The sequence below is a fragment of the Haladaptatus caseinilyticus genome (assembly GCF_026248685.1).
Lineage (GTDB): Archaea > Halobacteriota > Halobacteria > Halobacteriales > Haladaptataceae > Haladaptatus > Haladaptatus caseinilyticus.
The window spans coordinates 187,886-212,001 of the sequence record NZ_CP111042.1 but is presented as its reverse complement, the minus strand read 5'-3'; the positions used below and the strand labels follow the sequence as shown (position 1 = coordinate 212,001).

Annotated in this window: 32 protein-coding genes and 2 pseudogenes; 16 read left to right on the top strand and 18 right to left on the bottom strand. The window is 51.8% G+C overall.

Features of this window, described 5'->3' with window-relative positions:
* Window positions 1–73 precede the first annotated feature (73 nt).
* The gene (locus OOF89_RS23605; protein ID WP_266082864.1) at window positions 74–436 is read left to right on the top strand and encodes a DUF7344 domain-containing protein; all 363 of its coding nucleotides are present in this window, start codon (window positions 74–76) and stop codon (window positions 434–436) included.
* A gap of 4 nt (window positions 437–440) precedes the next feature.
* Here OOF89_RS23605 and OOF89_RS23600 read toward each other — a convergent pair whose 3' ends face one another.
* Both OOF89_RS23600 and OOF89_RS23595 read right to left on the bottom strand, forming a co-directional pair.
* Window positions 441–707 carry a HalOD1 output domain-containing protein gene (locus tag OOF89_RS23600; protein ID WP_266082863.1) on the bottom strand — a complete coding sequence of 89 codons (267 nt, stop codon included), beginning with the start codon at window positions 705–707 and terminating at the stop codon, window positions 441–443.
* Window positions 607–1,149 (bottom strand): geranylgeranylglyceryl/heptaprenylglyceryl phosphate synthase, encoded by a 543-nt coding sequence (locus OOF89_RS23595; RefSeq protein ID WP_266082862.1) that lies wholly within the window; start codon window positions 1,147–1,149, stop codon window positions 607–609. Before OOF89_RS23595 ends, OOF89_RS23600 begins: the two co-directional genes overlap by 101 nt.
* A gap of 780 nt (window positions 1,150–1,929) precedes the next feature.
* On the opposite strand from OOF89_RS23595, the gene OOF89_RS23590 reads away from it, so the two are divergent.
* From OOF89_RS23590 to OOF89_RS23580, 3 genes are all read left to right on the top strand, one after another.
* Entirely contained in the window at window positions 1,930–2,406 is a 477-nt protein-coding gene (locus OOF89_RS23590; protein WP_266082860.1) for a DUF7344 domain-containing protein, read from the top strand.
* Between the two features lie 76 nt (window positions 2,407–2,482).
* Window positions 2,483–2,866 carry a HalOD1 output domain-containing protein gene (locus tag OOF89_RS23585; RefSeq protein WP_266082858.1) on the top strand — a complete coding sequence of 128 codons (384 nt, stop codon included), beginning with the start codon at window positions 2,483–2,485 and terminating at the stop codon, window positions 2,864–2,866.
* Between the two features lie 205 nt (window positions 2,867–3,071).
* Window positions 3,072–3,422 (top strand): HalOD1 output domain-containing protein, encoded by a 351-nt coding sequence (locus OOF89_RS23580; protein WP_266082856.1) that lies wholly within the window; start codon window positions 3,072–3,074, stop codon window positions 3,420–3,422.
* Window positions 3,423–3,437: 15 nt separating this feature from the next.
* Here OOF89_RS23580 and OOF89_RS23575 read toward each other — a convergent pair whose 3' ends face one another.
* Window positions 3,438–3,617, bottom strand: a complete 180-nt coding sequence (locus tag OOF89_RS23575) for a hypothetical protein (protein ID WP_266082854.1) — start codon at window positions 3,615–3,617, stop codon at window positions 3,438–3,440.
* A 317-nt stretch (window positions 3,618–3,934) separates the two neighbouring features.
* Here OOF89_RS23575 and OOF89_RS23570 point away from each other — a divergent pair, with 317 nt between their 5' ends.
* Complete coding sequence (locus tag OOF89_RS23570; RefSeq protein ID WP_266082852.1) at window positions 3,935–4,258, top strand: DUF7344 domain-containing protein; 324 nt, start codon at window positions 3,935–3,937, stop codon at window positions 4,256–4,258.
* A gap of 323 nt (window positions 4,259–4,581) precedes the next feature.
* Here OOF89_RS23570 and OOF89_RS23565 read toward each other — a convergent pair whose 3' ends face one another.
* On the bottom strand, window positions 4,582–4,755 hold the full coding sequence (locus OOF89_RS23565) for a DUF5786 family protein (RefSeq protein WP_266082850.1): 174 nt from the start codon (window positions 4,753–4,755) through the stop codon (window positions 4,582–4,584).
* Between the two features lie 323 nt (window positions 4,756–5,078).
* Here OOF89_RS23565 and OOF89_RS23560 point away from each other — a divergent pair, with 323 nt between their 5' ends.
* The 5 genes from OOF89_RS23560 (at window position 5,079) to OOF89_RS23540 (ending at window position 7,718) form a co-directional block, all read left to right on the top strand.
* Window positions 5,079–5,459 carry a MarR family transcriptional regulator gene (locus OOF89_RS23560; RefSeq protein ID WP_266082848.1) on the top strand — a complete coding sequence of 127 codons (381 nt, stop codon included), beginning with the start codon at window positions 5,079–5,081 and terminating at the stop codon, window positions 5,457–5,459.
* A gap of 452 nt (window positions 5,460–5,911) precedes the next feature.
* Window positions 5,912–6,142 carry an SDR family oxidoreductase gene (locus tag OOF89_RS23555; protein ID WP_266082846.1) on the top strand — a complete coding sequence of 77 codons (231 nt, stop codon included), beginning with the start codon at window positions 5,912–5,914 and terminating at the stop codon, window positions 6,140–6,142.
* A gap of 98 nt (window positions 6,143–6,240) precedes the next feature.
* A complete protein-coding gene (locus OOF89_RS23550) occupies window positions 6,241–6,636 on the top strand; it encodes a hypothetical protein (RefSeq protein WP_266082844.1) in 396 nt (131 codons plus the stop codon).
* 193 nt (window positions 6,637–6,829) lie between these two features.
* Window positions 6,830–7,159 carry an FAD-dependent thymidylate synthase gene (locus OOF89_RS24710; RefSeq protein WP_407661683.1) on the top strand — a complete coding sequence of 110 codons (330 nt, stop codon included), beginning with the start codon at window positions 6,830–6,832 and terminating at the stop codon, window positions 7,157–7,159.
* Window positions 7,122–7,718 carry a winged helix-turn-helix domain-containing protein gene (locus OOF89_RS23540; protein WP_266082842.1) on the top strand — a complete coding sequence of 199 codons (597 nt, stop codon included), beginning with the start codon at window positions 7,122–7,124 and terminating at the stop codon, window positions 7,716–7,718. Before OOF89_RS24710 ends, OOF89_RS23540 begins: the two co-directional genes overlap by 38 nt.
* Window positions 7,719–8,278: 560 nt before the next feature.
* Here OOF89_RS23540 and OOF89_RS23530 read toward each other — a convergent pair.
* Complete coding sequence (locus OOF89_RS23530) at window positions 8,279–8,503, bottom strand: SWIM zinc finger family protein (protein ID WP_266082840.1); 225 nt, start codon at window positions 8,501–8,503, stop codon at window positions 8,279–8,281.
* Between the two features lie 284 nt (window positions 8,504–8,787).
* On the opposite strand from OOF89_RS23530, the gene OOF89_RS23525 reads away from it, so the two are divergent.
* Together OOF89_RS23525 and OOF89_RS23520 are read left to right on the top strand one after the other, a co-directional pair.
* Window positions 8,788–9,045 (top strand): AbrB/MazE/SpoVT family DNA-binding domain-containing protein, encoded by a 258-nt coding sequence (locus OOF89_RS23525; RefSeq protein WP_266082838.1) that lies wholly within the window; start codon window positions 8,788–8,790, stop codon window positions 9,043–9,045.
* A complete protein-coding gene (locus tag OOF89_RS23520; protein ID WP_266082836.1) occupies window positions 9,045–9,473 on the top strand; it encodes a type II toxin-antitoxin system VapC family toxin in 429 nt (142 codons plus the stop codon). The genes OOF89_RS23525 and OOF89_RS23520 overlap by 1 nt, the downstream gene beginning before the upstream one ends.
* Before the next feature lie 29 nt (window positions 9,474–9,502).
* Here OOF89_RS23520 and OOF89_RS23515 read toward each other — a convergent pair whose 3' ends face one another.
* From OOF89_RS23515 to OOF89_RS23505, 3 genes and pseudogenes are all read right to left on the bottom strand, one after another.
* Window positions 9,503–9,649 carry a hypothetical protein gene (locus OOF89_RS23515; RefSeq protein WP_266082835.1) on the bottom strand — a complete coding sequence of 49 codons (147 nt, stop codon included), beginning with the start codon at window positions 9,647–9,649 and terminating at the stop codon, window positions 9,503–9,505.
* A 20-nt stretch (window positions 9,650–9,669) separates the two neighbouring features.
* Window positions 9,670–10,023, bottom strand: coding sequence for a hypothetical protein (locus tag OOF89_RS23510; protein WP_266082834.1), 354 nt, complete (start codon window positions 10,021–10,023; stop codon window positions 9,670–9,672).
* 32 nt (window positions 10,024–10,055) lie between these two features.
* A pseudogene (locus OOF89_RS23505) lies at window positions 10,056–10,217 on the bottom strand (IclR family transcriptional regulator); the annotation flags it as partial.
* An 885-nt stretch (window positions 10,218–11,102) separates the two neighbouring features.
* Between OOF89_RS23505 and OOF89_RS23500 the strand changes: the two are divergent.
* Window positions 11,103–12,314, top strand: coding sequence for an inorganic phosphate transporter (locus tag OOF89_RS23500; RefSeq protein WP_266082833.1), 1,212 nt, complete (start codon window positions 11,103–11,105; stop codon window positions 12,312–12,314).
* A gap of 210 nt (window positions 12,315–12,524) precedes the next feature.
* On the opposite strand, the gene OOF89_RS23495 is transcribed toward OOF89_RS23500, so the two are convergent.
* Both OOF89_RS23495 and OOF89_RS23490 read right to left on the bottom strand, forming a co-directional pair.
* Window positions 12,525–13,070, bottom strand: coding sequence for a YdeI/OmpD-associated family protein (locus tag OOF89_RS23495; protein ID WP_266082831.1), 546 nt, complete (start codon window positions 13,068–13,070; stop codon window positions 12,525–12,527).
* Between the two features lie 20 nt (window positions 13,071–13,090).
* Window positions 13,091–14,035, bottom strand: coding sequence for a VOC family protein (locus OOF89_RS23490; RefSeq protein ID WP_266082829.1), 945 nt, complete (start codon window positions 14,033–14,035; stop codon window positions 13,091–13,093).
* 388 nt (window positions 14,036–14,423) lie between these two features.
* On the opposite strand from OOF89_RS23490, the gene OOF89_RS23485 reads away from it, so the two are divergent.
* The 3 genes from OOF89_RS23485 (at window position 14,424) to OOF89_RS23475 (ending at window position 17,401) form a co-directional block, all read left to right on the top strand.
* Entirely contained in the window at window positions 14,424–15,581 is a 1,158-nt protein-coding gene (locus OOF89_RS23485) for an epoxide hydrolase family protein (protein WP_266082827.1), read from the top strand.
* The gene (locus OOF89_RS23480; RefSeq protein ID WP_266082825.1) at window positions 15,578–16,264 is read left to right on the top strand and encodes a TMEM175 family protein; all 687 of its coding nucleotides are present in this window, start codon (window positions 15,578–15,580) and stop codon (window positions 16,262–16,264) included. The genes OOF89_RS23485 and OOF89_RS23480 overlap by 4 nt, the downstream gene beginning before the upstream one ends.
* Window positions 16,265–16,642: 378 nt before the next feature.
* Window positions 16,643–17,401 carry an SDR family NAD(P)-dependent oxidoreductase gene (locus OOF89_RS23475; RefSeq protein ID WP_266083373.1) on the top strand — a complete coding sequence of 253 codons (759 nt, stop codon included), beginning with the start codon at window positions 16,643–16,645 and terminating at the stop codon, window positions 17,399–17,401.
* A 435-nt stretch (window positions 17,402–17,836) separates the two neighbouring features.
* Here the strand turns inward: OOF89_RS23475 and OOF89_RS23470 are convergent, their stop codons facing one another.
* The 8 genes and pseudogenes from OOF89_RS23470 to OOF89_RS23435 form a co-directional block, all read right to left on the bottom strand.
* On the bottom strand, window positions 17,837–18,565 hold the full coding sequence (locus OOF89_RS23470) for a cupin domain-containing protein (RefSeq protein ID WP_266083372.1): 729 nt from the start codon (window positions 18,563–18,565) through the stop codon (window positions 17,837–17,839).
* Between the two features lie 190 nt (window positions 18,566–18,755).
* The gene (locus OOF89_RS23465) at window positions 18,756–19,226 is read right to left on the bottom strand and encodes an SWIM zinc finger family protein (protein ID WP_266083383.1); all 471 of its coding nucleotides are present in this window, start codon (window positions 19,224–19,226) and stop codon (window positions 18,756–18,758) included.
* A pseudogene (locus OOF89_RS23460) lies at window positions 19,171–19,296 on the bottom strand (PIN domain-containing protein); the annotation flags it as partial. The gene OOF89_RS23465 and the pseudogene OOF89_RS23460, both read right to left, overlap by 56 nt.
* Window positions 19,297–19,318: 22 nt before the next feature.
* On the bottom strand, window positions 19,319–20,467 hold the full coding sequence (locus OOF89_RS23455; protein WP_266083371.1) for an NAD(P)/FAD-dependent oxidoreductase: 1,149 nt from the start codon (window positions 20,465–20,467) through the stop codon (window positions 19,319–19,321).
* A 124-nt stretch (window positions 20,468–20,591) separates the two neighbouring features.
* Window positions 20,592–21,296 (bottom strand): ABC transporter ATP-binding protein, encoded by a 705-nt coding sequence (locus OOF89_RS23450; RefSeq protein WP_266083370.1) that lies wholly within the window; start codon window positions 21,294–21,296, stop codon window positions 20,592–20,594.
* A 112-nt stretch (window positions 21,297–21,408) separates the two neighbouring features.
* Window positions 21,409–22,164: an ABC transporter ATP-binding protein gene (locus tag OOF89_RS23445; protein WP_266083369.1), complete on the bottom strand. Its 756-nt coding sequence runs from the start codon at window positions 22,162–22,164 to the stop codon at window positions 21,409–21,411.
* On the bottom strand, window positions 22,161–23,204 hold the full coding sequence (locus OOF89_RS23440) for a branched-chain amino acid ABC transporter permease (RefSeq protein ID WP_266083368.1): 1,044 nt from the start codon (window positions 23,202–23,204) through the stop codon (window positions 22,161–22,163). Before OOF89_RS23440 ends, OOF89_RS23445 begins: the two co-directional genes overlap by 4 nt.
* Window positions 23,201–24,115 carry a branched-chain amino acid ABC transporter permease gene (locus OOF89_RS23435; protein WP_266083367.1) on the bottom strand — a complete coding sequence of 305 codons (915 nt, stop codon included), beginning with the start codon at window positions 24,113–24,115 and terminating at the stop codon, window positions 23,201–23,203. Before OOF89_RS23435 ends, OOF89_RS23440 begins: the two co-directional genes overlap by 4 nt.
* Between the last annotated feature and the right edge of the window lies 1 nt (window position 24,116).

The window sequence follows — 24,116 nt, the reverse complement described above, 5'->3', positions numbered from 1 at the left end:
GTGAACCTTTTTAAATGACTCTGTTCGAACAGACCAAGACCTTATAGAACTCCCGGCAGTAGTGTCGATAAAAATGGGCTTTTCACCAGAAGACACAGACGAGCAACGTTCGCTTGACGAGATATTCACACTTTTAGCTAATACCCAAAGACGCCACATTCTCACCCATCTCATCGAGACTGCCGATCAACCTGTGCCGCTCGAAGCACTCGTCGAATATCTCCAGACCCACACTGACACGAATCCTGAAAAGTTGCAAACTCGGCTCCATCATCTCCATCTGCCCAAACTCGCTGATTATGGCGTGATCGAGTACAATTCCTCACTACAGCTCATTTCGTATACGGAACACCCTCGTCTCGAAGCACTGTTGCAGGCGGGACAGAGCCTCGGTGACGGCGGCAATAAATCGGATGTGAGCGAATCCAACTCGTAGCACTCTACGAATCGACGGTAGCAACGGAAACGGTCCGGTCAGAATGCACCGTAACGTGATACCCAATATACTCAAAGTTCACCTCTGGTGAGCCATGCTGATAGAGCGCTTCGAGAGCATCAGGATCGATGGCCTCGTAAAGAGGGGTCGCAGGCTTCGTGCCATTCGCTTCAGTTACTGCTGTCACCACGGCACCAGTGATCGACTCCGTGTCTGAAAGACTCGAGATAAACGATCTCCTGGCCGAGGATTTGTTCGGCAAGTATAGCATAGGCAACGACGTCATCTGCATCAAGGTCACAGTCTGCTTGCGTGTACGTCGCGACTGCCGAATCCGAATTTAACACGATGTACGCTTCGGTATGCGTTCGCTCCCAGTCGATCGCATTTGTCGAGCGAACCCACTCTTGGTGCGCCCCTGTTTCCCACGTTCTGTCACCGGCATTCAGAACAGTTGGGATGAGATACCCGCGAAGAGCACCATGCTGAAACGTGGTCGGGTGGTACGTTGGTTCGACGAAGACGGGTATTTCGACGGAGACGAGTGCATCGAGAATTGACTGAACGCTGGACTCGGTGACGTTCGTGGTGCCACCGAGAATGAGTGCATCTGTGCCTGTGTCGGCAATGTCAGCGTAGGTATCTCCGTCGTGGAGTGCTTTATCAGGGTCGACTTTCGTAACGTGCTCCCACTGTGCCCACGCAGCCGCCATAGATCACCGTAGTGTGGTCTCACGCAAACAACTTTCTCTCTCGGATGGAAAATCGAGGAATCTGTTATCGGTGCTGCTGACTGTGTTCACGATAAAACTATAAAATATAAATTCTTCTAGAGCAAATAATGATTCATGGTACCTGAATCCATTAACGAGGTGCGATAGCAGTTGAGTATGCTTCCTATTGTTTCCCTGGATGGAATTATCTCTCAAATTCCGATTGTCGGAATCATTTGCGCGTTGATTATCGGGACGCTTGCGAGTCAGTTTTCTGAGAGCGTTTCGGCGAAGGACGCGGCTTTTATCGCTGTGTGCGCAACAATCGGACTCGTGGCCGGATCGGCATTCGTCTGATCTCTTCCGACGAAATCCCAGTATTCGAAGACACTACATCCATTGTCGATAGGAGAATTCGATTCTCCCATGTGAGAGGTTCAAACGGACGAAATGTGTTTGCTGAAGAACAGCGATTCAAATGAGTTCACTATCACGTATTGATTCAGTGGATAGGAAACGGGTTCCACCAGATATGAAGGAAGAATTGGTTGGGATCCATTTGTCTCACTGCCTCATGTACTAGACAGTTGTGGGTACATCTGCCACCGACAGAAGGACAGCACCGCTGGTCAGTACTGGGCAGCTCCAAGTGGTCGCACTTGGAACATGAAATTCCAAATGGGTAACAAGAGATGATGACCGAGTGCGCTTTTGCCGAATATGGTCGAGAAACACACTCTACACCGAATTTTTAATAGGTTTCACACCAGTGTATCGGCTATGGCGGGAGACGAGTTACCTCCCGACGAATGGGAGAGAGACCCTGGCCGGACCGACGAAGAGAGCGTCGCCGAGCGCGATCTCGACATCGATGTTTCGGAGACCATCCTCGAGTTACAACCCGTCTTCGAGGCGATTTCCCATCCACGACGACGCTACCTTGTCTACACCCTCGCCGAAGCAACCGAATGGTCACTCGATGAGCTTGCGACCAAATTGGCTGCCTGGGAGACCGACACCGCAAAGGCGAACATTGCGACGCTCACGCGCCAAGAGATGTACACATCGCTTTATCACAGTCACGTACCGAAACTCGTGGATTTGGACGTGATTGAGTTCGATGCCGACACCGAGACGATCACTCCAGGGCCACATGCGGTCCAAGTGTTGGCCGCGTTGGAGGGTGCCGGTGGGAGTCTCGACAATCGGCAAGAAACGCATGCTCGCAGCGAGTTCGACCAGGAGGACACTCGGTAACCCATGGCTGCCCAAAGAGGTATCACTGCCTCGGGCTCGACAGTACGATAGGATAGTTTCACACGGAGGACGACAAATGACCTCAAGTAATGACCACACTGATGATGGTACCAGACTTGCACCGGATGGAAACGAACCCGACGATCCCGACATGACGTTTGTGACCCAGGCTCATTATGAACGCGAGAGCCATCGCGATCTCACCACCGAAGTCATCTTCGCGATCGCGGATGCCGTAGGCGTTGCTCCAGTAGACATCAAAGATCCCCCGTTATACGAGTGTGTAGACATTGCCGCCATCGAAGACGGCTTCTTCGGGCCGAAGGTCGCCGGGCATACCCGCGATAGTGAGGGGAGTGTTTCCTTCCGGTATAATCAGTATCGTGTTGAGGTTGCCAGTGATGGGTGGATTACGGTGTCCGAGCCCGCCGAGTATGAGGAGGTATCAGGCTCGGAGTGACTGTATTCGTTCTCTCCACAGCAGTAGTGTTCGATCCTCAGCCAGACCTTTATGTACGTGGCATGTGGTAGTCTCTGACGAAGAAGCAAGAACATTCTGTGTATCCGTTTCCAGGGCGCGGAAACGAACCTTTCAGAAACAGTCTGTCTGTTTCACATGCCGTGTGTGGGGTGCATTCTATAGTTAGTACTTCTCGCACCCCACCATGACAAATCATACTCCCCCGTCTGATGACGAGGACGAGCACGCAGACGATGCCGCCTACCAGACAGAATTTGATCCAATAAGGGACAGCGTTAGTGAAGAGCTAATCACAGCTATTGCAACACTGAATGATGCTGATCCGACTGAACTCGCACTCCTCTCGGATTTCGTCGACCCCGAGGCACTTGATGCGCTCTTCGGCCCACGAGATGCAGGGAACCCGCGTGAGACGAATGGGCATGTCCTGTTCAATTATGATGCCTACCACGTCAAGGTCGATAGCAGTGGGCAGATTACGGTTCACAACTCCGAATCAAGTTCCGACAGCAAACAGTCGCCAAGTGACGAATAGACGTCGTACTGTACACTACTCGTCTGTTGTGAAATGAATCTCGGTCGGTCGAAGGGTTGTATCAGTTAGTGTATCGAGGAGATCCTTGTCGAGGCCTCGGATCGTCCCTGTTACATCGAAGGCAATGACGTCTTCTTCAACGCCGACGTCAAGGTTGTCAAGCTCGAGTTTCGGATGATCGTCTAAACGAACCACAAACTATGGCATGTGCTAGCAAACATTTTGGGTGTCCATGAGAGTACCGATATTCGATGTCTCGTGACATCCTTGCCCGCCATTTACGACAAGGTTTCCTCGCTACTGCAAAGGTGAAAGCGAATAGAATTGGCACGAAGCAGAACCATGGTATAAGTTATCTCAATACTAATAAAAATATTTAAAAATAATTTTTGTCTATTACAGTGTAGCAATCAGCAGCTTATCGGTAGTATTTCACCACGTAGAACCCAGCGATAGCGCGATTCTGTAGCATGCGGCGACATGGTTCGACACTTCACCACCGAATGATTATCATGCCTAGTGAAAACAATCCATTTGACTCGGACACCAGTGAGTCGACAGACACCCAACTCAATCAGGTATTCACTGCGCTCAAGGATCCGCTTCGACGTGAAATCCTCATGGACATCGCTGAGCGAAATGAGGACACGCTCTCAGTGGATTCACTGTGTCGCACGCTCGACGAGGATCCCCGAGCATTCGAAGGAACAGAATACGAGGGATGGGAAGTCGAGTCACTACGAACGAAGTTGATCCAGACGCATCTGCCGCACCTAGTGGATCGAAAAGTGGTCGAGTACGATGCACGATCAGAGATGATCCGCATGTTTGGTTGACGATTCAAGGGGTGGATCTGGGGTACGAACTCCTCCGACGACGAGCATTTGGTTTGCGAACGTTGCTATGACGACTATCGTGACTTCATCGCCAATCGCCATAGCAAAAAAGTAGTGATCAGATCACTTTCCCCAATCAGAGCACGCCGTCACGGGAGAACATGCCTGGAAGGCGTGGTTCTGCATTTCATCAGTGGCTATCAATCTCTTGGAGACGACACGACCTACTACACCTACGACAGCGATATTGCGCGGGATTGCGGCGGGGATGGTTGGGTAGAGTCGACACAGCAATCTAAGATAGCGGTCAATCACCCTATAGACTACTCTGGCTTCACTTCTTTCAGTCGAGCGAGGAGATCTTCGATTGAGTCCTCACCAGTGTACTCTATGTGACCTTCGAAGTTCGTCCGTCGATCGTCAGACTCGGCGACAACAGAGCTGATTTTCTTCTCACGACGTTCGTACTCCTCTGCATCGAATGTACCCATTGACATAGAATTACCTCCGTGATAATTATAGGTTCTATATGAATAAATGGCTATCGGGAGAAAATCGGCAGCTATCCATTCAATAACGCTAAATTCTGATGGCTCGAGAATCCCTAGTGATTCGCTCGCTAGTCATGTCGTCGGTGGAGACCCGTATTGATGGTCTGCAGGATTCTCGTGGGCATCATTGGTGGTTTCTAGGTGTTTAGGGGGCATTCGAGTGTTAGCAGATGGGTCATTGCTGTTTCTCCTATCAATTACACCATTCGTTGCATTCCCAGTTCATCCTCAACAGCAGTCTTATTACTCTCTATTACATACTGTTACACATGCCTGTTGAGTTCGAAAGCTACCACCCGACGAATTTACCGAATGAGAATACAAACGGCCGGTGTATTCTCGAATTCCTCGCTGAGGAGCCAGATTTAGGATTCCGTGCCGGGGAGATAGCCGAAGAACTCGGAATTCCTCGTGGGAGCGTCGGTACAACGCTTAGTCGACTCGAATCTCGGGGACTCGTTCGGCATAAGGGTGAATACTGGGCAATCAACCCTGAAGCATATGATGCTCACATGGCGAGCCTCATCGGGTTAGAAACAGTGGCAATGCAGTTCGAGGGTGACTACTACGACGAGAATCCGGACTGGGACGATGATCTTCCGGATCTTGACGAGAAGGAACAAGAGAGTAGGTCGACAGAGAACAAGTAATGTATGAACGCGGTGTCGTGGTTGTCGCTTCTGACCCGTTTGGAAATACACCTCGACGGCCGTATTTGATTATCAGCGGTCAGGATCATCCGTTTGCTGGGCAACAGTACATCGCGCTTGGAATCACCACCAAAGAGTATTCCGAAGGACTCTCACTAGCGAACGAATTTGAGGCGGGCACATTGAATCGAGAGTCGTTTATCTCTCCGTGGGCTGTCGTCTCACTCATGGATATTGATATTGATCGTGCAGTTGCCGACTTACGACAGAGTTTGTGGACACCGCGGTCGAAACGATGACGCAGTACGTTTTCGAGTAATATTCACAGCCCTTTGTTGAGTGTCACTCGTCGCCGGAGCGGGCATCGTTTGTTAGTATGGGCTACTAACCAATGATTGCTCTAAAACTCGAAGCAAAAGCGATAGAAATGACTCACGCAGAAAGCAGGAACCGTGAGAATTTTCCTCGTATCCATTTCTTATCGCGAGAACTACTTAAACGAGAATTCGGTCAGTGACCGTCGTCCTGAAGATGTTCGGAAGGGCATTTCACGTACAACACCACTTAGCCGGATCGCCCAACCCGATGATATCGCAAAGACTGTCGCAGCGATCGCTGGTGAAGGCGCACAATTCTTGACTGGTACCTATACACCAGTTAATGGTGGTAACAGTATGGAATGATAACTACCCTCTGGCATCCGTCCCAGAATAGCGACGAGCGGTGAGCCAGGTCGTCACGAGTGAAAACCTATACGCCTATCCCACACAAGGTTTCAAATATGGCGTACTCCAGTCCTTCCACGTTCATGTTAGGCAAAGTCATGGGAATTGTACTCATCGTCTTGGGCGTCAGTGCCTACGTTCTCTCTGACTTCGCAAGCATCACAGCACTCATTCCTGCCATTTTCGGCGTTGTCATCGCCATCTTGGGCGTGGTGGGACAGCAGCAACCGGATCGACAACGGCTTGCTGCCTACGGAATCGGCCTCCTGGCCGTGCTCGGAGTCCTGGGATCGATGCGAGGGGTTCCAGCTATCATCGCGTTGCTCACCGGAGAAGCTGTTGACTCAGTTATCGCGGCCGTTTCACAGGGCGCGATGATCATCATTTGCCTCATCCTCCTCGCCGCCGTGATCCAGTTCGTCCGCGATATGCGTGCTACGACGAATCCATAACAAGCATTCCGGCAGAGTTGTGTTGATGCCTGAGTTAGGCCTGCTATTACCTCGGGTATTTTGTGGGGCTCTATTCGACACGAGAGACGTCGTTATCGATGGCGATGGCAAAAACGAAAGCGAAGCAGTACAGTGAGCGTTACACGACGACGAACCGAACCATGAACCGCTTTACATCGTTGGGAATGACTACATGCGCGAGTTCAATGCGGATCTTTCCTTTGAACAGACGATGGCGAGTGTTGAGGGAGAACCCATTAAAGAGAAAAAACGAACATTCATCGCTCAGCTGCTCCAGCATGGCCACTATTGTTCATTCGAACATCTCTCTATAACGTTCGCAGTCGAGGGAAAACTGCACCTACTATGCGCGTTTCTGACCTGTTTCGAGAAACTTCACGGTGGCGTCCCGGACATCATCAATTTAGGGAAAATATGGGTTCTTGGGAGAATCTATATTTGTCTGTGGCTCTTAGAGGAGTATAATGCCAGATACAGATCCACCATGGGAAGGAAACGTTAACGAAGCAGTCGTTGAGGAATGGAAAGCGGAGACGACACCATTCGAACGCGTCCGTGAGGTACTGCTCTCAACGACAAACCCACAGTACGCCAAAGAACTTGCCGAGCGCGCCCGTGTTAGCGAGCCAACTGCTCGGAAACATCTTCAAATCCTCGTCGAAGCAGGTATCGCTCAGACGGAAAGGACAGGACGCGGAGAACAATACAAACGCTCGCGACAAACAGTCGCGATGCAACGCATTAGCGAGTTACATACCCAGCTCTCACGGGAAGAGCTCGCAAATGGTATTCAAGATCTCCGAGAGCAAGTACAGGCGTATCAAGACGACTTTGACGCGACTACTCCGGATGATCTTGCACTCCAAATAGAGTCCGCAGAGACCGACGAGTGGACAGCCGTTTCGGAGTGGCGAGCACTCGAAAAGAACCTTCATATTGCACAGGCAGCCCTTGCACTCTATGATTTCACTCCTGATAGTGGTGATCGTACCGAGGCATCGGGAGGTAATGGAACTCGGGGGGCATTCGCCCATAGAACCGATTCTGGAACACTTGTCTGAGAGATGGCAGGTGATTCATCTGCGGGAATTTCTTCTGACGAGCTAAGTGGTGCTATCGGACCACCTGATGCTGCTGAAATGCAGACGATACGAGATATTGTTCTCCATGAAGAACCCGTTGTCGAGGACGCGACGTTCGATAATATACTATCACCGAAAGAACTCCATGTCACATTCGCCGATGGAATTGGAGACTCTACGTGGTGTCGGTTCGATATAACGTGGTACGCATCCGGTGCATACCGGTTTCACTACGTGGATGAAGCCGATGTCAACTGGCGATTCGATCGGCATCCGAATACCCACTCTCCTGAAAATCATTTCCACGAACCACCGGCAGCAGACTCGCAAACCGCGATTCAGTCATGCATAGAAGTTGAGGAACCACGGATTGTGACACGAGCCGTGTTGAAACTGTGGCGTCGGGGTTACGAGACTGAGAATTTTGCCGAGCTCAATACCGCTCAAAATCCACCGTAATCGTCTCCATGAGCGTTCGTTGGTCGGTGAGATTCGAAATCAGAAGTTAATGTGATTGAGAAAAAGAGCTGAAGCGGTGGTTAGTTCGGCAGTACTATTCGTCCCGTTCGCACGCACGGCCAACACGGAAAGCCACCGAGACCGTCGCAGTCACAGTCTTCGAGTTCGTTATCGTCTTTGTCCTCCGATGGGAACGCATCGAGTGTTCCGTCGTCGGTTACGTTTTCGACGGCGGGCATGTGTTTACAGACGGCATTGCGGTGGACGTGATGCGGACAGGTGCAGGCCATCAGTTCACCAGTCATGTCGTCGATGGAGATGGTGTACTGGTGGTTTGCGGGGTTCTCGTGGCTCTCGGTGGTGACTTCGACGAGTCCGGGGGCATCGACGTCGAAGGAAAACTGTTCGGCCTATGCGCGTTTCTGTGCCGTCTTGGCAGCTTCAAGGCTGCGGATTGTTTTGTACTCATGGTCTTTCTTGAGATCAATTAGGAAGACCGGTGCCGGGTGTTGGTGCACCCTACGGGTGCATGGATTATCACGCTACATGAGGCGCAACATGTATCAAGCGAGAGCCTGTACTGCCGAGTATGGCAACCGAAGAAACGAAGGTCAGCGACCGGGGAATGGTTACGATTCCGGCGTCGCTCCGCCGACGGCTCGACATCGAACCGGGCGACAAACTCCGCTGGAATGCGGACAATGAGGGAAACCTCTCTGTCGAGGTTGTTAAGCAACGCTACGGGGCATTCGACGACTTTGAGCCGGTACCAATGGGTGGTGGCGGGTCCGAAACGCACGACCTTGCGGGTCACGAAGAAGATCCTGCCTTCTTCGAAAACAACTGATGGTTGTTGCAGTCGTCGATACAGGCGTTCTCATCGGGATGGCGGATACTGATGACCAACACCACGACAGTGCTATGGAGATTGTCCGCGGAATGGATCACGGTGATCTCCCGACAGGGAGAGTGACGAACTACATCGCTCTCGAAACCCTCAATTGGATACACAACCGGAAGCGCCATGAGACGGCAGCAGAGACGTATGAGCGGTTGAATCAGTCTGCTGGGTTCGAAGTCCTCCACGCGGCACAAAAGGACTTCACTAGCGCTGTTACCCTCTTTAAGACCTATGAGGCCCTCTCCTTTGGGGACGCGACGATCGTTGCATACATGCAACGAGAAGGGATCGAGTATCTGTACTCGTTTGATGATGACTTCGACGTATTCGAGGAAATCACTCGTCTGGAGACGCCAGATAATCCGTTCAACTAACTATCCAACAGGAAGAATGACCTTCGTGTTCACCCAGAGTTCGATTCGGGAGACGTGAGAGAACGCGAGGAGAGCAGGGCCGTCGCTGTCTCAGGGATATCGTCGGTCACTGTGTTCGCGCTTTCGGTCAGCGTTCGCTGGGTAGCAACATCGGAGAGCGTCGTTTCTCGTGCCATAAATGAAAAGTGAGACGGGGTTAGCAGCAGTCGGTAAGTGCGCCTTTCCGAGTGGCTTCCGCGCCACAGCCACCACACTGCCAGTAGGTGTGATCGACGGTGCCGTACGTGTCGTAGCTCGTATAGGGACCACTGATACGCTCATCCTCGTCGTCCGATGAGAACGCCGTCAGGGTGCCGTCATCTATCGTGGTTTCGACGGCGGCCATGTGCTTGCAGAACGCAGGTCGGTGAACGTGGTGCGGGCAGATGCAGGCCATCAGTTTGTTGGTCGCATCGTCCACCGTTATGACATATTGATGTTCATCGGGGTTGTCGTGCCTATTCCTGGTGAGTTCGGGTGCAAAATTGAGGAGTGTGTCCCAGTCTGGCAAACGTTGTGCTATGAAATTATAGAGTATAACAACTATCTATAATATTGTCCTTGGACTTCAATCTCATTTTTTGCAGACTCTAAGGATTTCAATAGATCCGAGATATATGAGGTCTGAAACCGAGTCCGAGGGCCGGTGACTCCTATTGAAGCGACAACTTCCTGATCACTATCCAGAATCGGTACAGCAACACCCCTTACACCCTGTAAGAAACCTTTGACTGTCCGTCAACGGGCCAAGAGTGAGAATGTTGAGTACCTTCCTGAAACAGACGAAGTTCGGATTGTGACAGCACGGAATGCTGATGGCCCGGTTGAGTTTGCAACGCGATCATTCGAATGGTGGGCTGAATTTGAAGCTGGGTCGATCGCAACACGGACGGTCCAGTAGAATATTCCAATTCGATTCGGCACGGACGAGGAGATTTCATCTGGACTGTCATCTGAAGATGACCAGCCATACGTGACTGTATCTTCGACTGGTCCGACGATAACACGCAAAGAATTGGTGGTGAAATTACCGAATCATGTGACCGTGACGGTGGTGTTTGCTGGAAAGGAGTACACGACCGATATACCAGTGATGGTTGGAAAGCGCGAAGAAGCCGCCCTACTATAGGTGGACCTCGTGGTAATGGAGAACAGGAGAGCAGTCAGAAATGGCGAGATCCTGAATTAGTATTATATACTAACTTCGTGTTAACTCAGAATCTAGTAGAACGAGTGGGAGTGCAAGAAGCAGAATTAGAAGAACGAGTTGTCCAAATATTTTGCTCACTTTGAGTAGATCGGCTATTGTGAAGTGGCCGCTTCTAATGATGGCAATTCCCATCAATCCAAAACCAATGAAGAGGAGAATGAACCACCACTTCTCATATTGAATTCCTCGAATAATCCACGTTCTCCAGCGCTGTTCAATGAGGTTCGTCCGTGAATCAGTATCAGGACATCGATCAAGTGAACGTCAACCATCAGGCGCACAATTACGGGTTACTCCGACAGAGCGACCTCGAGCTAATGATGTTGATTCCTACTAAACGTTGACAAAGGACTTAACAAACGATACCACTTGGTTCAGCTATGGTAGAGATACTCTTTCTTATTGGACTTACTGTCGCAATTTTTGTGGGCTTCAATGTTGGTGGTTCGAATACGGGGGTTGCTTTCGGTCCTGCAGTTGGTAGCCAAACGATCTCCAAGGTTGGTGCTGCATCTCTCATGAGTATCTGTGCTCTTATTGGCGGATGGACAGTTGGTCGCAATGTCATCAATACAATGGGTGGTGAAATTGTTCCGAGTCGATTTTTCACTCTGGAAGCGAGTATTGCAATTCTCTTTTTTATTGGATTGGCGTTGTTTCTCTCGAATATCGTTGGTGTCCCTGCCTCGACCTCAATGACTGGTGTTGGCACGATTGCTGGACTCGGTCTTGCAACTGATGCACTGAACGTAGGAGTGATGTGGCGTATTGTTTCGTGGTGGCTCGTTTCCCCAGTGGTTGCCTTTTGGGTAAGTGCCATTATTGGTCGATACTGGTACCCTACCCTTCTCGATTGGTTCGCAATTACACAAACCAAAGGTGCACTGCTTCAGATTGATCGCTCGGGATGGATTGTCCGACCAACACTCGGCCAGAATACAACTATGCGAGAGTTCATTGGTACCCTGTTGGTTATCATCGTCGGCTGTTATACCGCATTCTCGGCGGGTGCCTCGAATATGGCGAACGCAATTGCTCCACTCGTCGGCAGCGGTGCTATTGAAATGAACCCTGGTATTTTGATTGCGGGGAGTGCAATTGCAGTCGGGGCGTTTACCATTGCTCGACGAACTCTCGATACGATGGGAAATGAACTCACTGATATGCCTCTGCTTGCAGCATTGATCGTTGCACTCGTGAGTTCTATCCTCATCACTGTCCTTTCAGAACTCGGGATACCTGCTAGCATCGTCATTGTTTCAACAATGAGTATTGTCGGTCTTGGGTGGGGCCGTGCCACACGTGTGAAGGAGTATACTCGTCGCTCTACAATGATCGAGGAAGGTCCACTGGGGATCTCTGGCGGCGCACTTGCTGCAGATGCAACAGACACACCAACAATCGATAAAACCGAACCTAAAAAGATTCACTATACATCGACTAGCGAAGTAGAGAGGAGTCAACACATCGATATGGATTCGCTTTATAAACCGTGGACTACTGCCCGTGTTATTGTCATGCAAAATATCGTTCCCGGGATTTCAACAGTCTCTGCGTATCTGTTGTTCGAATTCGTTCCTCTTTTCAGTTAGTCTGGGTTTCGGATTTGCCAGTCAAAATCCATTTACATTACTTTAATAACCAATCACAGTGATCCGAGGAGTAGAGAGCGTCCGTCCACCGCTCGAACGTTCGCCTGTGATCTGCCTCGTCGAACTCGTAATACGGCCAGGCGTGAATGAGTTCGTGGCGAACGGTCGAACTGAATTGCTTCCACTCGTGTTGTTCGTGGGTTTTCCAGGTCAGCGATTTTCCATCGGCTCAATCAGCACTCCACTCATCGATATATCGGGGACAGTACAGGAGCTGCTGTCAAAACAACATGGTCTGCGCTGACCGTCTTCCAGTTTCGAACAGGTAGTCTCGATCCGTCGCTCGCGTGTCTCGGACTTTTTAGCGGAGCGGATCCAGCGGATATATTCCCAGCGTGCTTTCGTTGTGATATCATTCCAGAGAGTCTGTGCCTCTGGATGGTCTGCAAAAGCATTCTCCAAGTCCGCTGGCACCGTGGGTTCCGGCCAGTCACTTACCGGCTCAATCTCCAATGTTACAGTGTCGCCGACGTCTGCTCCAGCGTTTTCACGCGTGGCTTTGTCGACCTCGAACCAGTGGCTTCCTTCACCGTCCGGTTCAAGCGGGGTCTGAAAATGGAACCCGTTGATGGTTCCGCGGCCCATCACCATGCCGCGAGATGGGAGCTTTTCACTCGCGTGCTCGGGTAGTCTAAGGACGGTTCGCGATCCGATTGTAACCAGTTGAGCGGTAAAGTTGATTTTTGATTTTGACATTGTTCTTTGGTTAACGCAGCTTAGTTTCCATCATATGCTGTTTGCAGTTCTGCAATGTCGAGCTTCTTCATCTCCAGCAGTGCCTTCATCATGCGCGCATTGGCCTCTGGGTCGTCGTCCGGCAACTCGTTCAGCATTGTCGGCGTAATCTGCCACGAGACACCGTATTTGTCCTTTAGCCAGCCACACTGCTCGGCTTTGGGTGCCGCGCTGAGTGCGTCCCAGAGTTCGTCGATTTCGTCCTGGGTTTCACAGTTGACGATGAGGGAGATAGCTTCGTTGAACGCGAAGTCCTGTTCAACGCCGGTATCCATAACAGCCAGCCAGACGTCTTCGACTTTGAAATCTCCGAAGGCAAGTGCCCCTTTTTTGGCTGGGCCGGTGTCTTCCGGATACCGTTCTAGGTGACCCAGCTCGGTGTCAGCAAAGACACCGGTGTAAAAATCGATGGCTTCCTCGGCTTTGTTAGCGTTGTCCTGTGTAAACATGAGGGACGGCACCAGATCCGGCCGCCAGTCGCCTTCGTTGCTGGGGAGGATGAGCTGCCACGTGACACCATATCGATCCTGCACCCAGCCGTAATAGTCGCTGAACGGGTGTTCATCAAGCTGGATGAGTACCTCCCCACCATCGACGAGGCGTGCCCATAACTCATCCATTCCCTCTTTTGTTTCTCGACTCACGAAAAACGATATCGACGGGTTAAAACTGAACTCCGGCCCGCCGTTCAGCGCGACAAACGAGAACCCCTCGACCTCGAAGGAAACCGTCATCACGCTGCCGGCTTCCTTCCCGGTCATTTCCTGCCCGGCATCCGGGTAATGGGTCGTACCCTTGATTTCCGCGTTTTCAAACGCGGAAGTGTAAAACTCCGCGGCTTCCACTGCCTGATCATCGAACCAAAGGTTTGGAGTGATTTTTTGCCTGGGTTCGACCACATTTTCTGTTTCAGTATATGATGTCATGCCCATACCCCTCCAGAAGAGATAGGCTAGCAAGCGTCATATAAACGCGCTAAGTTCAGTGAAAGTGAATCAGTCCTCCCCGTGTCTCCATTTCCCTTAAAACCAGATATATTAATAGAGCTGAAGCGGTGGTTCGTTCGGCAGTTCTTTTCGTCCCATCCTTACGCACGGCCAGCACGGGAAGCCACCGACGCCCTCACAGTCGCAGTTGGCTGGTTCGGCATCGTCGTCGTCCTCCGACGGGAAGGCCTCGAGCGTCCCGTCGTCAGTTGCGGTTTCGTTAACGGCAAACCGCTTGCAAATCTCGAAGTTCGAATAGCAGGTATGCAGTCGATAGGGTTAGGATGCTAGCCGGCGACTCTAGTCCGCCGAAATCGAGGTGATAAAGATGACCGATACTGAGATTTACCCCTTCCGCGTCGACATTCCCGAGAGCGAGCTCAACGACCTACACAACCGTCTGGCGCGCACCCGCTGGCCCGATCAGCTGCCCAGTGACGGGTGGGGCCGTGGCGTGCCAGTGGACTATCTCAAGGACCTTACGGAGTATTGGCAGACTAATTACGACTGGCATGAACACGAGGCGAAACTCAATGAGTTTCCCCAATTCATAACGACCATCGACGGCCAGACTATTCATTTCCTGCACGTTCGCTCTGAGGAATCTGACGCGCTCCCACTGATTCTCACCCATGGTTGGCCCGGATCGGTCGTGGAATTTCTGGAAGTTATCGGTCCACTCACAAACCCGCGCGCACACGGCGGCGATCCTACCGATGCGTTCCACCTAGTGATCCCTTCAATCCCTGGTTTCGGGTTCTCTGGGGTTACCAAGGAAGTTGGGTGGACTAAGCGGCGCATCGCGGCTGCGTTTGCTGAACTGATGAGTCGGCTGGGCTACGACCGGTACGGCGCTCAGGGTGGTGATGTCGGTGCTGAAGTCTCTCCAGACCTGGGGCGGGTCGACTCCGACCACGTTGTCGGCATCCACGTCAATGCTGCCACTGTTGGGTTTATGCCGTTTCCACCGCTTGACGACGAGGAGCTAGCCGAACTCACCGATTCGGAGAAAGCTCGTGTAGTGATGATCGAACACTTTCTGGACGAACAGTCTGGATATTCGCAGATCCAGTCCACCCGGCCGCAGACTCTCGCCTATGGACTCACCGACTCACCGGTCGGTCAACTGGCGTGGATCATGGAAAAATTCAAAGAATGGACCGACGACACGGAGGAGTTACCTGAAGACGTGGTCGATCGCGACCGTCTGCTCACCAACGTGATGCTTTACTGGCTAACCGGTACGGCTAATTCGTCAGCCCGCTTGTACTACGAGAACGCCCATTCCAACCAATGGACGGAGCCATCCGAAGTGCCGACTGGTGTGGCGGTGTTCACTAAGGATCCTTCCATCCGACGATACGCCGAACAGAATCACAATATTACCCATTGGTCAGAATTCGACCGCGGCGGCCACTTCGCTGCGATGGAGGTACCGGATCTCTTGGTCGAAGACATACGGGGTTTCTTCCGCCAATACCGATGACGGCAAGCAATCGAGATCAGACGGCGAACAAGTCGACAGTGGAGGAACGGTACGCGGAGATTGACCGGGTGAAGGCGTTCAGCGACGGCGTTTTCGCGATTATCATCACTCTGTTAGTGCTGGAGTTAGGGGTACCGCACACCGAACCCGGTAGACTGCTTGCGGGATTGCGCGGGGAATGGCCGTCCTATCTAGCGTTCGTGCTGTCATTCGTCTACGTAGGGGTTCTCTGGCTCAATCACCATGGACTCTTTCGCCATATCCGAGAAATGACCCTAAGCCTGAACTGGATCAATCTTGGCATCCTTTTCGGTGTGGTGATCATTCCGTTTCCAACTGCCGTCCTCGCAACCGCGCTAGCCGGGGGTAATTACGACGACCTGCGAACCGCCGTCACCTTCTACGCCCTTATGGCTGCAATCATGTCCGCCCCTTGGCTGGTGGCCTTTTCATACCTGCGCCGGCACCCCACATTAGCTAATCCAGATCTCCCCGCCCACTATTTCCGTACACAAAGCTTGCGACCCCTGACCGGCCTGGTGCTCTACAGCCTAGCCGCGGTGGTTGGTTGGTTTGTCAACCCATTCCTCGGTTTGATCGGAATAGCGATCATGATCACCTACCACGCAGTTACAAGCGAGGGGCTCCGCGAGGGACCACTGGGCCGGCTCATGAACCAGTAATCGGGAGGGAACTCGGTAGCCTCTGGCAGGGTCGTATTTGGTGATGCCCGCCTGCTGTTTCGTACGGTGAGACATCTCCCAATCGATCGTTTCGATCGGCAAATCCGGGAAGTGCTCGGCGGCGACATCGCCACATGCTGTTGGGCACGGTCGAGCAGGCCGCGCTCTGTCGTCGGTGTGTCCGCACATTCGGTCGCATCCGCACACTCGGTCAGCGTCATACTAGGCGACAATTATCAGCTTAATCGGAGTTACCGATTGAGTTGTCCCCTTCGAATATGAGATCCTCTTCGAATTGTGGTGTTTTTACCGTTCTGTTAGTGACTGAACTCTACCGGTTTCGAGTCGTATTTGATAATCGAGAGGGCGGTTCTAGGTATGGTCGAAACTTTGGATTCATCGATTGCACTTGTGACAGGAAGTAGTCGCGGTATTGGTGCTGCTACGGCACGCGAACTCGCTTTGCGCGGTGCGAAAGTTGTCATCAACTACCGAACGAGTGAAGATGAAGCCGCCGAAGTCGTCGCTGATATTGAAGCTACTGGTGGTGATGCAATGACAGTGCAAGCAGATGTGACGGAGACTGATGCTGTCGAAGAGATGGTCGCTGAAATCGAAGGTGAGTGGGACAGCGTGGATCTTCTCATCAGCAATGCCAATATACCGTTTGCGACCAAACCACTGAGGGAGCTCACATGGAACGAGTTTAGCGACAAATTAGATGCGGAACTCAAAGCTGCCTTCACGTGCTCAAAAGCTGTTCTGCCTGAAATGGTTGCATCTGATGGAGGCCAACTCATATATATCTCCTCAGGGCTTTCTCAATCGCCACAAAGAGGTTTTGCCGCATACGGCACCGCAAAGGCTGGATTGAACGCGTTTGCAAAATATGTTGCTGAAGAGTATGGTGAACACGGTGTCCGAGCAAACGTGATCTCGCCTGGTCTTGTTGAAACTGATGCCACTGCTGACCAACTAAATGAAGATGTTCGGAAGGGCATTTCACGTACAACACCACTTAGCCGGGTCGCCCAACCCGATGATATCGCAAAGACTGTCGCAGCGATCGCTGGTGAAGGCGCACAATTCTTGACTGGTACCTATACACCAGTCAATGGTGGTATCAGTATGGAATGATAGATATGTACTGTATAGAATGGTGATATAGGCTATAGAAATCTTCACTAAGTGAGTGTTCAGACACAATTCAGTCAACTCTTTAAATCAACAGACGATCCCCTCGGAATCCCCTGACAGCCTGTCCTGGTTCTGAACGGCGGTGGGCCACTTATTATCCTGGAATTGATTATAATGACTCCCATAGATTGGGTCAAAAATACGTTGATCACTCCGCTCTCACCAGCATCGAAATCGCTCTCAAGATCAGCGATAAGGAGGTTTCGCTCTCGAGTGATGCCATCGACTGCAATCGTCACCGAAAAGTGTTCATTATAGTCGAAGTCATGACACGGTTGGGAAACCCTCATCAGGTAAGGCGAATCGCGTGCCGAATACAGTGAGGGAATTCTGCTCTGTATCTCAAGCGCACCTCGCAATCGAGTGAAGACGGCATTACTCAGGACCCTCAACGTTCACGGCCCAGGGTTCGCCACCGCAGAGCCAGATGATCCCCGTGTGGGCGGTATCAGTCGGATTTGTATCGCGGTGGATTAGCCCCGGCGGGACATGGAAACATTCGCCGATTTCGATCCGTGCACTGTTCTCGCCCGCTGGACCATACTCAGTCTCGCTCGGTCCGTCAACAGCATAGCCAAAATAGACATTCTCTCCATGGTGATGCCAACCAGCGGCGGCCCCTCCAGCTGCTTGGACACGCATCATGAGGACCGCAGCTTCAGGAAACGGTGTCTCTCGAATCAGGTTTGGACTCTCGACCGTGGACACGAGGTCGTCGGGACCGACAATGGCCGGCTCGGAGTCTATATCAGTAGTCAGCGGTGCAGCGGCCTGCACAATGTCAAAATCGCTAGTGACGACTGCCAGAATCTCCAGTTGATCAACCCCACCGATGTACCTGTGAACGGTTGTTGGTGGCACGTGGAGGAAGTCACCTGTCTCAATAATAGTCGATTGACCTTCGCTATGTGCAATCCGTCCTTGGCCAGCGCGAACCCAGCCATAGATGGCTCCTTCCCTGACGTGCCACGGTGTATTCTCGTCGATTCGAAGCAGAACGAACCGATAGTCACCAAAATAAAACAACGACTGCTCGACGAGGCCAGCCACCGGTTCGGTCCGATCTCTATCCATCGGATCGACGACTCGAATGTTACCGCTCATGTCGTATCGGTGGAGTCGTAGCCGGATTACTTCTTTGTTGGGTGGCAAATTTAGAAAGTGCTCGGCGGCGATACTCGTTACGTGTTGCTCGGTCAAGGAGGGCTGTCAGTGTCACGGTCACAGTGTTCGCGCTTTCCGTCAGCGTTCACTGGTCAGTGATCTCCGAAAACGTCAATTGACGTGCCTTGGGTTAAAAGGGCTGAAACGGGGGTTCGTTCGGCAGTTCTTTCCGTCCTGTTCGCACGCATGGCCAGCACGGGAGCTCACCGAGGCCCTCACAGTCGCAGTTGTCTGGTTCGGTATCGTCGTCATCCTTCGATGAGAAGGCGTCGAGCATCCCGTCGTCGGTTGCGTGTTCGACGGCGGCCATGTGTTTGCAGAATGCGTTTCGGTGGGCGTGGTGCGGACACGTGCAGGCCATTAGTTTCTCGGTTACGTCGTCGATAGAGACTGTGTATTGGTTCTCTTCCGGGTTCTCGTGACTCTCGTTGGTGACTTCAACGAGTCCGGGGGCATCAACGTCGAAGGAAAATTGTTCAGCCTGTGCGCGATTCTGTGGCGTTTGATCATTCTGTAAGATCGGTGGATTGCTGCTATTTTCGCTCTTAAATTGCGTCGAATGAAGTGATAACGTCGTTCGTCGAATACATCGGTACCAGATCTTGCTCATCGAAATCAGAGTCATCGCTCCAGACGCCTGCTTCACGAGCGAGCGCACATGCAACATACAGTTCTATGTATACCCCGATTGATTCAGGCGACATTTTGTTCGATGAGTTCGTTGTCGTTTTCGAACCGATGGCTCGACAACGGATCGATGTTGACGAGAGAAGGCTTACCATCAATACAAAGCTCGGCTACCAATTTCCCGGTCGCAGGCGCATGTTGAAAGCCATGACCTGAAAACCCCGCAGCAGTGATAAATCCTGGAATGGTCTCTTCGATGATGGGGTGGTGATCCGGCGTTACAGCGTACAGTCCCGCCCATCCCCGTCTGATACGCGACTCGCCGTCAAAGTACGCTGTATAATTCGCTGCGTGTTCAACAGCTGTGGCTGCCCATTCAAGGGACATCGAATCAGAATATGTACTTGGATCAACATTGTTATCTTCGTCACTGAAATGACCACCGACGATCGCTGCTCCATCTCGTTCCGGGCGAAAGTACGACCCCGTATCGAGATCGATGGTCAAGGGATGATCTTCTGGAAGTGGCTGTGTCGGATCGACAATGGCGATCTGCCTCCGTCGAGGGGATATCGGTAGATCGATTCCTGCCAACGCGGCGAGGTTGGCCGCCCATGCGCCAGCGGTATTAACGACGTAATCCGCTTCAAGTTTTCCAGAATCAGTTTCAACACCAGTAACGCCCGAATCATCGGTAACAATATCGAGAACCCCGGTTTTTGTCCGAATATCGACATCACGTTCTCTCGCCTTTGTCGCATACCCTTGCACAGCAAGGTTTGGATCAGCATATCCATCCGCGGCGTTGTAGGTCGCGGCGAGAAAACGGTTTGACTGGAGTCCAGGACAATAATCAGTTGCCTCCAACGGTGAGAGATACTCGGACTCGACACCAAGGTTGTTCTGCATTGTAACGTTCTCACGGAATTTTTGTGCTGTCTTCTCGTCACGTGCTAGAAAGAGATAGCCAGATTTGCGATGTGCGATATCAACCTCAAACTCTTCGTCGAACGTGTTCCACACCGCTTGACTTGCAAGTGACAGTCGAACGTTGATCTCAGTCGAGAATTGCATTCTGATACCCCCCGCAGAGCGTGCAGTACTTTCCATTCCGAGCGAACCTTTCTCACAAAGAGTGACGTTTGCACCTGCTCGTGCGAGGTAATATGCCGATGATAAACCGATAATTCCGCCACCAACTACGACAACGTCCATATCGGTTCACATTGTATCTCGCAGCGAAATAAGTCTACTGTGAACAACTAGCAGAGAGAATCTTACAAGACGGTCAAAGCATGCACCGTGAAAGATGTATATTTGTTATCTCACGTGACAATAGTTAGCCACCGAGGAACTGCCGGCGAACCTCTTCGTCGCCGAGTAGCTCGTTTCCAGAGCCCTCGTAGCGGTTCTCACCCTGTGCCAGCACGTATCCGCGGTCACAACGCCGAAGAGCTTGCTTTGCGTTTTGTTCGACCATTAGGATAGCTGTTCCAGCTTCATTGACCGCGTCAATGCGGTCGAACATCTCAGTGACAAGATCCGGTGCGAGGCCAGCCGAGGGTTCGTCTAATAACAGGAGGTCTGGATCTAGCATCAGTGCACAGCCCATTGCAAGCATTTGTTGCTGACCACCGGACATGGATCCTGCCTTCTGGTCGAGGCGTTGGGACAGAATCGGAAAGCGATCAAAGATGGCCTGTCGCCGCTCTTCGGGGATATCATCGAGAATGTATGCTCCGAGTCGGAGATTCTCCGTGACAGTCAGTGAGGGAAAGATGTTCTCGTTCTGGGGAACGTAGCTCAGCCCCTCGTGGATAACTGATTCCGGTGGAAGGTTCGTAATGTCAGCACCGTCAAAGGTGATAGATCCCCCTTGACGGTCGGCAAGGCCAAAGATGGCCTTCATTGCGGTAGATTTACCAGCACCGTTCGGACCGACAATAGTAATATATTCTCCTTGTTCGACATGAAGGTCGACGTCGGAGAGTATCTGGAGGTCACCATAGCCAGCATCGAGTTGTGAGACTTCGAGCAGTGTCACACTACAACCTCCGCCTTTGATCTGTGCTCAGTGGATATCCGTGATCGCCAATCGGTGATCTTCGGTTTCAATCGAGTTTCGATGTAATCGTGGGGATGATGTGTATTCATACTTACTCTCCGAGATACGCTTCAATGACGCGCTCGTCCGACAGTACTTCCTTGGGGACGCCCTCAACGAGGAGGCGCCCCTGTTCAAGGACGACCAGATGATCGACCAGTTCGGTTAAGGTCTCGAGTTCGTGTTCAATGAGGATGATAGTCATGCCATCCTCGTTGAGAGCGCGAATATGATCTGCAATTTCACGAGTCAACGTGGGATTGACTCCCGCGAACGGTTCATCCAGCAGGAGAAGATCCGGTTCGAGCATTAATACTCGAGCCAATTCCAGTAATTTCCGTTGACCACCTGAAAGGTTGCTGCTGTACTCGTCGGCGAGGTGTTCAAGTTCGAACGTTTCGATCAGTTCGTCAGCCCGGTTACGAACCGCGTGTTCTTGTTTCTCCATCTCATCCGTGTGCAATAACGCCGGTATCGTATGTTCGCCAGGTTGGTCGGGTGCTGCGAGCCGTACGTTGTCACGAACCGTCATCGTCTCCAGTTCTCGAGTGTGCTGAAAGGTACGAACCATTCCAGTCCGGGCCAGTTTTTCAGGGGAGTCACCAGTGACGTTTTTCCCGTCGAATGTAATCTGACCATCGTCCGGGTGGACGACGCCACTAACACAGTTGAAAAACGTCGACTTTCCCGCACCATTCGGACCCATAACACCGACGAGTTCCTCTCGACCAACTGAAATTGAGAGGTGGTCAAGCGCGCGAAGGCCACCGAATTCCTTGACCAGGTTCTCAACCTCAAGTAAGTTCATGAATCGACCCCCAGCTCTTTCGCATCTCCCCAAATTCCGGCTGGCCGATAGCGAATGACCAGTATCAAGATGACTCCAATGAGGATGAGTCGGATAGATGCAAACGCATCAGCCGATACTGGTGCAACATCAAGTGCAAATCGCGACAACAGCCGAAGACCCATGATAACCGCGAGCCCTCCCAAGACCGCACGGTTGTTGGCAGCGCCTCCAAGTAACATTCCGATCCACACGGTCACAGTGACCTGAATGGTAAAGTAACCTGGAGCAACCGCACCGTTGTAAAGCGCAAACAGGCCGCCAGCAAGGCCAGCAAGTGCGGCACCATAGACAAACGCTTGCATCTTATAGGTGAACGTCGGCTTTCCGACCGACCGTGTAACCAACTCGTCTGCGCGAATAGCTCGCAACACCCGGCCATACGGTGCGTCGGTCAACCGTGTAATGATTGCAAATGTCAATATTGTAATACCACCGGAAAGCAGTATGGTTGCGAGTAATGTGGTATCAGTGCCGCTAGCGATATCTTTCACTGGTTGTGGCACACCCAGAATGCCGACGTTTCCTCCGAATATGTGTCGGAAGTTGACAAACAACGTGTGGAATATCTCGGCAGTGGCAAGGGTAGCGATAGCCAGAAAGTCATCACGCAGACGAAGAGATGTAGCACCAACGATCGTACCGAGCAGTGCCGCGACGACTATCCCAACAATCAGTGCCACGGGCCACGGGTAGCCTAATCCAATCCCAGCGAAGGTATCCTGGGCCGACAGCATCGCTACTGAGTATGCACCGACCGCGAAAAAGACCACGTGACCGAAGTTGACGAGACCGGTGTAGCCGTATTGGAGATTCAGTCCCAGAACCAACATGGCATATATCGTGAACAGAATTCCGACTTCGAAAAAGACATTAAATCCGTCAGGAAGCGTCGTACGTAGCGGTGTGAGCGCGAACAGCAACGCTATAAGAATACAGACACCTCCGATGAAGAATGCCCGACCTGAGTCATCATGTGGGAGCCGATCGACGAGGCTCACGCTTCCCGCACCTCCTGGCCGGCAATACCACTTGGTTTGATGAGCAAGACGATAATGAGGAGCAGGAATGCAACGGCCGACGAGATGCCAGTCATTCCCGAGGGAAGAAACGCGACCGACAGCGCCAACACGATGCCGATGATATACGAGCCTGCAATAGCACCGTATGGGCTTCCGGCACCACCAAGGATAGCAGCAGCCAATATCTGAAGGATATGGTTGAAGCCAGTTCCAGCGCTGACATTCGTTTGGATACCAATAAGCACCCCTGCTAGCCCCGCAAGCACTCCAGCAAGTATCCAGACACTATCGCGGATCATTTGCGTGTCAATACCGCGGATGCGGGCTAAGTTCTCATCATCACTCATTGCACGCATTGCGATTCCGATGTCAGTTCGGGTTAACAGCGTGTGCAGCGTGAGAAAGACGATAACGGCGCTTCCGATAACCACGAGTTGTTGGGATGTAACAAACAGCTCTCCGAGAAGATTCACCGATCCGATCGAGAAATCCGGCAAGTTCTCAAACCGAAATGTCGCTGTCTGGGTGTTGAAATAGCGACTACTCCGACCGGCAGTCAGACGGATGGCGTTTCGCAATACTAGTCCCAAACCAATAGACGTTAGCAACATCGGGACAGGACCAGTGTTGTTAATAGGAGTGAATAATACTCGAGCGAGAATGAGGCTGGCGAGACCGCCAGCAAGCATTGCGATGAGTACTGCGATCGGCAGAGGGAGGGGAAGCATGCCGGCAGTAACGACACCGACGAACGCTCCGATAGTGAGGTATTCGCCGTATGCAAAGTTTATCATATTTACAATGCCGTATATCAGGGTGAATCCGATCGCTGCGATGGCGATATACGAACCGGTTACCAGTCCAAAGACAATATTTTGTGCGAGCCCCATA

Excerpts from the sequence above, each read along its gene's own strand:
- OOF89_RS23570 (WP_266082852.1), top strand. The coding sequence starts at position 3,935 with ATGCCTAGTGAAAACAATCCATTTGACTCGGACACCAGTGAGTCGACA.
- OOF89_RS23500 (WP_266082833.1), top strand. The coding sequence starts at position 11,103 with ATGGTAGAGATACTCTTTCTTATTGGACTTACTGTCGCAATTTTTGTG.
- OOF89_RS23480 (WP_266082825.1), top strand. The coding sequence starts at position 15,578 with ATGACGGCAAGCAATCGAGATCAGACGGCGAACAAGTCGACAGTGGAG.
- OOF89_RS23435 (WP_266083367.1), bottom strand. The coding sequence starts at position 24,115 with ATGGGGCTCGCACAAAATATTGTCTTTGGACTGGTAACCGGTTCGTAT.
- OOF89_RS23605 (WP_266082864.1), top strand. The coding sequence starts at position 74 with ATGGGCTTTTCACCAGAAGACACAGACGAGCAACGTTCGCTTGACGAG.
- OOF89_RS23560 (WP_266082848.1), top strand. The coding sequence starts at position 5,079 with ATGCCTGTTGAGTTCGAAAGCTACCACCCGACGAATTTACCGAATGAG.
- OOF89_RS23580 (WP_266082856.1), top strand. The coding sequence starts at position 3,072 with ATGACAAATCATACTCCCCCGTCTGATGACGAGGACGAGCACGCAGAC.
- OOF89_RS23530 (WP_266082840.1), bottom strand. The coding sequence starts at position 8,503 with ATGACTGGTGAACTGATGGCCTGCACCTGTCCGCATCACGTCCACCGC.
- OOF89_RS23565 (WP_266082850.1), bottom strand. The coding sequence starts at position 4,755 with ATGTCAATGGGTACATTCGATGCAGAGGAGTACGAACGTCGTGAGAAG.
- OOF89_RS23585 (WP_266082858.1), top strand. The coding sequence starts at position 2,483 with ATGACCTCAAGTAATGACCACACTGATGATGGTACCAGACTTGCACCG.
- OOF89_RS23590 (WP_266082860.1), top strand. The coding sequence starts at position 1,930 with ATGGCGGGAGACGAGTTACCTCCCGACGAATGGGAGAGAGACCCTGGC.
- OOF89_RS23595 (WP_266082862.1), bottom strand. The coding sequence starts at position 1,149 with ATGGCGGCTGCGTGGGCACAGTGGGAGCACGTTACGAAAGTCGACCCT.
- OOF89_RS23455 (WP_266083371.1), bottom strand. The coding sequence starts at position 20,467 with ATGGACGTTGTCGTAGTTGGTGGCGGAATTATCGGTTTATCATCGGCA.
- OOF89_RS23495 (WP_266082831.1), bottom strand. The coding sequence starts at position 13,070 with ATGTCAAAATCAAAAATCAACTTTACCGCTCAACTGGTTACAATCGGA.
- OOF89_RS24710 (WP_407661683.1), top strand. The coding sequence starts at position 6,830 with ATGCGCGAGTTCAATGCGGATCTTTCCTTTGAACAGACGATGGCGAGT.
- OOF89_RS23475 (WP_266083373.1), top strand. The coding sequence starts at position 16,643 with ATGGTCGAAACTTTGGATTCATCGATTGCACTTGTGACAGGAAGTAGT.
- OOF89_RS23550 (WP_266082844.1), top strand. The coding sequence starts at position 6,241 with ATGGCGTACTCCAGTCCTTCCACGTTCATGTTAGGCAAAGTCATGGGA.
- OOF89_RS23525 (WP_266082838.1), top strand. The coding sequence starts at position 8,788 with ATGGCAACCGAAGAAACGAAGGTCAGCGACCGGGGAATGGTTACGATT.
- OOF89_RS23470 (WP_266083372.1), bottom strand. The coding sequence starts at position 18,565 with ATGAGCGGTAACATTCGAGTCGTCGATCCGATGGATAGAGATCGGACC.
- OOF89_RS23445 (WP_266083369.1), bottom strand. The coding sequence starts at position 22,164 with ATGAACTTACTTGAGGTTGAGAACCTGGTCAAGGAATTCGGTGGCCTT.
- OOF89_RS23485 (WP_266082827.1), top strand. The coding sequence starts at position 14,424 with ATGACCGATACTGAGATTTACCCCTTCCGCGTCGACATTCCCGAGAGC.
- OOF89_RS23515 (WP_266082835.1), bottom strand. The coding sequence starts at position 9,649 with ATGGCACGAGAAACGACGCTCTCCGATGTTGCTACCCAGCGAACGCTG.
- OOF89_RS23520 (WP_266082836.1), top strand. The coding sequence starts at position 9,045 with ATGGTTGTTGCAGTCGTCGATACAGGCGTTCTCATCGGGATGGCGGAT.
- OOF89_RS23600 (WP_266082863.1), bottom strand. The coding sequence starts at position 707 with ATGCTATACTTGCCGAACAAATCCTCGGCCAGGAGATCGTTTATCTCG.
- OOF89_RS23540 (WP_266082842.1), top strand. The coding sequence starts at position 7,122 with ATGCCAGATACAGATCCACCATGGGAAGGAAACGTTAACGAAGCAGTC.
- OOF89_RS23490 (WP_266082829.1), bottom strand. The coding sequence starts at position 14,035 with ATGACATCATATACTGAAACAGAAAATGTGGTCGAACCCAGGCAAAAA.